At 33.4% G+C, this 5875-nt stretch carries 6 protein-coding genes; all 6 read left to right on the top strand.

Features of this window, described 5'->3' with window-relative positions; translation table 11 throughout:
* Window positions 1-538: dimethylarginine dimethylaminohydrolase family protein (locus ACPYKA_RS18045; RefSeq protein WP_479543594.1), on the top strand; the 538-nt coding region annotated here is incomplete at its 5' end.
* A 760-nt stretch (window positions 539-1298) separates the two neighbouring features.
* Entirely contained in the window at window positions 1299-2117 is an 819-nt protein-coding gene (gene sleB / locus ACPYKA_RS18040; RefSeq protein ID WP_479543593.1) for a spore cortex-lytic enzyme, read from the top strand.
* Between the two features lie 14 nt (window positions 2118-2131).
* A complete protein-coding gene (ypeB, locus tag ACPYKA_RS18035) occupies window positions 2132-3472 on the top strand; it encodes a germination protein YpeB (protein WP_479543592.1) in 1341 nt (446 codons plus the stop codon).
* Between the two features lie 136 nt (window positions 3473-3608).
* Window positions 3609-4268: a flagellar brake protein gene (locus tag ACPYKA_RS18030; RefSeq protein ID WP_479543591.1), complete on the top strand. Its 660-nt coding sequence runs from the start codon at window positions 3609-3611 to the stop codon at window positions 4266-4268.
* Window positions 4269-4346: 78 nt separating this feature from the next.
* Complete coding sequence (gene cmk, locus ACPYKA_RS18025) at window positions 4347-5048, top strand: (d)CMP kinase (protein WP_479543590.1); 702 nt, start codon at window positions 4347-4349, stop codon at window positions 5046-5048.
* 132 nt (window positions 5049-5180) lie between these two features.
* A partial coding sequence (locus ACPYKA_RS18020) for a 30S ribosomal protein S1 (protein ID WP_479543589.1) occupies window positions 5181-5875 on the top strand: 695 nt, incomplete at its 3' end.

Raw genomic sequence — 5875 nt, 5'->3', positions numbered from 1 at the left:
GTGCCTTTATTTATCTGTACCACAGGCAGATAGATTAGGTGATTTTTTTGATATGAAAGGCCCTTTTCTTGAAGGCGGTGATGTTTTAGTTCTGAACAAAGAAATTTTCGTTGGGACGTCTGGGCTTGCTTCTAATCACGAAGGAATAGTGTGGTTGAGGAACTTTGTGTCAAATTTCGGATATACAGTCACGGAAGTACCACTTCACTCTAAAATATTACATTTAGACTGTGCGCTAAGTCTGGTCAAAGATGGATTAATGATTGTTTGTGAAGAAGCATTTCTTGAAGGTATTCCAGAGTCTTTAAAAGAATGGGATAGAATATCTGTTTCTTTCAATGATGCACAAAGATTAATCACAAATGGATTACCTTTAAATGAAGAAGTATACGTAGCAGACATGGAATTTCGACCAATAATTGGTGAGCAATTATCCAAGAAAGGAATAATGGTTGAATACATCGATTACAGTGTGTCTAGAAGCTTTGGTGGCTCATTTCGCTGTACAACACAACCTCTTTTACGAATGAATGAGTAAATCTAATAAAATGTAGTATTGTGGGTTTCAAGATGCATATAGAGGTCTTTGAAATCAATTTTCGAGGACATCAGTTTTATAAAACCAAACTTGATTAGCCGGAAAAGAATCTATTTTGATCAATCTTTTTACAAAATGGATTCTTTTTATTTATTGTAAAATGTGGGGGTGAGAGCTGTTTATGATCAAAGACTTCTGTGACTTCCAGTAAGATTACAACCTCATTAGTTGATAAATTTGTAGCAGCCACTCTTCTAGATGAATAGATTTTACCTTAGAGATTAATCATTCCCCAACTCGCTGTGCGCTCTTGCTTACGAATGATAAAGACTGTTGTTCCCGTCTAATCAATCTTCATGATTTCCCCATAGACCTACTCTAAGGCCAATACCCTCATCATACAGTTCCAAAATCTTTTGATAAAAAAATAACTCCTATATAAAAATAATGTCACACTTTTAGTGACTCCATTATTTTACGAGGGGGTATGGTCTGGTAAACAGCTTTTCATTCACTGGTACATTTTGTGTTATAGGTTGGTACAAAATATGTCACTAGTGTTTTTTTATTTTTCATTAGCTGTAATTATGGTTATTATCTAAAAATAAATTAATAGCGTTAAATATATTTTACTGTTTTATAATATAAGTTTTTCAACATTCCTTTTACTATTTTGAAAAATTGTCCTTATTAATGCATAAAAAGGATATTAAATCAAAAAATACAATTGCAACACTATTAATTAATTGGAGGAAAGAGAATGAACTATAAAAAAATCTCTCTCATACTTTCTTTAATGATAATGATAATGATTTATGTACCAAGTTTTGATCAAAAAAATCTTGAGGCATTCAGTCCACAAGTTATCCAACATGGCGCAGTTGGTGATGATGTTATTGAATTACAGGCAAGGCTGAAACATATCGGTTTTTATACCGGACCAATTGATGGAGTGTTTGATTGGCGTACATATTGGGCTTTACGTAATTTTCAATATGAATTTGGTATGGAAATAGATGGAATGGCCGGGCAAAAAACAAAAGAAAAGCTTGTAAAAGCCACAGAGTTTAATGAACAAGAAGTAAAGCAAAACATGTACCGTACAGAAAAGCCAAAGCAAAATCAACAAGCTCAAAAAGAACAAAAACAACAACCAAACCAACAACAGCAACAAGCTCAGCAACCTGCACAACAAACAGGAGCAGTAAATGTCCCGCAAGGTTTTTCTCAAAATGATATTAAATTAATGGCGAATGCTGTTTACGGTGAAGCAAGGGGAGAGCCGTATGAAGGACAAGTAGCTGTCGCCGCCGTTATTTTAAACAGAGTCAATAGTCCTACATTTCCAAATACAATTTCAGGTGTTATCTTTGAGCCAAGAGCATTTACAGCGGTTGCTGATGGTCAAATATATCTGACACCAAACGAAACTGCAAGAAGAGCAGTATTGGATGCAATTAATGGATGGGATCCAACAAGTAATGCAACATATTATTTTAACCCTGAAACTGCGACATCACCTTGGATTTGGACAAGGCCTCAAATAAAACAAATTGGAAAACATATATTCTGTAAATAGAAAGGTTTGATATCATGATTCGATCAATATTAATAGCGGTTTTAGCCATTGGAATTGCGGGTGTTGGGTATTGGGGCTACAAAGAACATGAAGAGAAAAACGCGCTTTTAATTCAGGCCGAAAACTCATATCAACGATCGTTCCATGAACTTTCTTATCATATGGATTTACTTCATGATAAAATTGGAACATCTTTAGCTATGAATTCGAGTGAAAGGCTTTCTCCACAGTTTGTTGATATATGGCGGTTATCTTCCGAAGCTTTAACGAATGTAGGCCAGTTACCACTAACTCTTTTACCATTTAATAAAACAGAAGAATTTTTATCTCAAATTGGAGACTTCACCTACCGAACCGCAATTCGAAATTTAGACGATGACCCATTAAATGATGATGAAATTAAAACATTAGAACAACTTTATAAACAAGCGGCGGATATTAAGGATGAACTTAGACAAGTACAACATACAACTTTAGCAAACAATTTGCGTTGGATGGACGTCGAATTGGCACTTGCAACCCAAGAAGAACAATCCGATAATACGATTATCGATGGATTGAAAACTGTAGAGAAAAAGGTTACTGAATTTGCTGAAGGGGATGAAGGTTCAGCTTTCATGGAAATCTCTACAAAAGATCATGAGTTTAAAAATGTACCAGGCGAATGGAAAGATGAAAAACAAATTCGGAATTTCAGTAAAGACTTATTTTCAATAAAAGATAATGTAAATATCGTTGTAACAAAATCCGGTGAAGGATCAGATGTACCGATGTACTCCGTCTCTTATAAAGATGGTAAGAGTGTATATATGGATATTACTCAAAAAGGAGCACATCCAATTCAAATCTTAGTAGACCGGCCAATCGAAGATAAAAAATTATCTTTAAATGATGGATTAATTGAAGCGGAAAAATATTTAAAAAAATTTGATTATCAAAATATGATCCCATTACAAAGTCAACAGTTCGATAATGTCGGTATATTTTCTTTTGTATATAGTCAAGATGACGTAAGAATTTATCCTGATTCAATGGTTTTAAAAGTGGCCTTAGACAATGGAGATATACTAGGTTTTAATGCAAAAAACTTTTTAATGAATCATGATGAAAGAAATATTCCAGAACCTAAGCTTACACTAGAAGAGGCAAGAGATATGGTAAACAATAATGTTGAGATTCAAGAGGAGCATTTAGCTTTAATTGAAAACGATCTTCATGAAGAAGTATTAACATATGAATTTTTAGGAACGATGAATGATGAAACATATCGAATCTTTATAAATGCAGATAGCGGAGCGGAAGAAAATGTTGAGAAATTATCAGGAACAGAAACAAACTTTGAAGTTAACATGTGAAACGTTTTGCATTTAAGTTAAGCATTTAACAATTAATCAATTCAATCAAGTTTCCTATAGCCTTCCATTTCACAAAGTAGTATGGCATAATATGTAATGAGAATAGAACAAAGTACCTAGTATAGAGGTGACGGAAATGGAAGGAATAGGATTCAAAATAGGTGATTCAATTACGATAAAACATGAAAAAAATGCTAAGGAATCCTTACGATGCAGAATAATTGATAAAGATGAGCAGTTTTTGTATGTAGATTATCCTATTAATATTAGGTCAACAAAGAGTGGCGCTCTAACACCTAACAGATATTTTTCTGTTGTCTATACAGTTGCTGAAAAAGTTTACGAGTTTTCGGCACCGATTAAAGCCTATAACAAATTAACTGTTCCTGCTTTAGCAATTCCTATTCCAAAGATAGAAGAAGTACGAAGAATCCAGCGCAGAGAATTTGTACGAATAAAGACAAATGTTGATATTGCGATTCATTGTCTGAATAATTCTTTTAATCCTTTTACTTCTGTAACATATGATATAAGTGGTGGCGGAGCTGCAGTTATTATTCCTCCAGAAATAAGTTTAGAATTAGTTAATAAATTAAAAGTTTATTTAGTTTTACAATGGGAAAACAATACGTACGATTATATAACAACGGAAGCGGAATTTATTCGATTTCAACGTTTAGGCGAAATTCGCATCATGTCAATAAAATATCACTTTGACCAACAAAATGATCAAGAAAAAATTATTCAATACTGTTTTTATACGTTAAGGAAAAAAAGAAAACAGGGCATTTTATAAATTAAATCGTAAACTTGGCATTTTGCCAAGTTTTTTCATACAATAAGGTTACTTTCAGTGAAGTAGGGGGAACGTATGATGAGTGAGAAGATAAGAATCGCAATTGATGGACCAGCTGCAGCGGGAAAAAGTACTGTAGCCAAAAAAATTGCTCGAAAATTATCCATTGTGTATATAGATACAGGTGCAATGTATCGTGCATTCACGTTAAAAGCAATAGAGTGCGGGTTAGATCTAGAAGATGAAAAATCTTTAGTTGAATTACTACATGAGACAACAATTACTTTAAATCAAAAAGAGAATGGAAAAGAACAAATAATCTTATTAGATGGGAAGGATGTTACAGAAGCTATTCGATCACAAGCCGTTTCCAATTCTGTTTCTCTTGTAGCAAAACATCCACTGATTCGCGAAGATATGGTGGAAAGGCAAAGAAAGCTTGCGGAGAATAAAAGTGTTGTAATGGATGGGCGAGATATAGGAACGAATGTTTTACCTCATGCCGAAGTTAAAATATTTCTAATAGCTTCTGTAGATGAAAGAGCGAAAAGAAGATATGGTGAAAATAAAAGAAGGGGAATTGCCTCTAATCTCGAACAATTAAAATTAGAAATAAAAGAAAGAGACAACCGAGATATGAATCGGGAAACATCTCCATTAATTCAAGCAGAGGATGCAATTGCAATTGATACAACAGAGTTATCGATTGATCAAGTTGTAGAAGAAATTTTGAACGAAGTTAATCATTTTCTTCAAAAAAACGAAGGTCATTTACAATAATTTCACTTGACAAATGAAATATATTATAAGAAGTTATTATCAAGATAGATTTCATGTTATACTATATGAAAAGGAAAATGTTAGTTTCTCTATAAATAGTTGTTTTTAAATAGTGCTTAGGAGTGAATACATATGGTGGAATCAAACAATGAATTACAAGTCGGAAGTATTGTAACAGGTACTGTTGTAAAAGTTGATGAAAAACAAGTTTTTGTTGATATTGGTTATAAGTCAGAAGGAGTTATACCAATTAGTGAATTATCCCATCTTCATGTGGAAAATCCTGGTGATGTTGTAAAAGAGGGGGACGAACTAACATTACAAGTAAAGAAAATGGATGATGAAGAAGTCGTTTTATCGAAAAAAATGGTAGATGCAGAAAAAGCTTGGGAAGATCTACAGCAAAAATTTGATCAAAATGAAATATTTGAGACAGAAGTAAAGGAAATTGTAAAAGGTGGGCTTGTGGTTGATGTTGGTTTAAGGGGTTTCATACCTGCCTCTCTCGTGGAAACATATTTTGTAGAAGATTTTTCAGATTATAAGAACAAAAAATTGCAAGTGAAAATTGTTGATTTAAATAAAGAACAAAATAGAATTATTCTGTCCCATCGTGCAGTCGTAGAAGCAGAACAAGAGAAGAAGAAAGCTGAACTTTTAGAATCATTGGAAGCAGGACAAATCGTTGAAGGAACCGTACAACGAATAACTAATTTCGGTGCATTTGTGGATATTGGTGGAGTTGATGGACTCGTACATATTTCTGAACTTGCTCATACACATGTCGATCAAGTATCGGATGTCTTATCAGAAGGCGATAAAATTAA

The sequence above is a fragment of the Pseudogracilibacillus amylolyticus (SeqCode) genome (assembly GCF_051918545.1).
Taxonomy (GTDB): Bacteria; Bacillota; Bacilli; order Bacillales; family Amphibacillaceae; genus Pseudogracilibacillus.
Note: the sequence above shows the minus strand (reverse complement) of the source record. Positions and strands in the feature narration are given on the sequence as shown.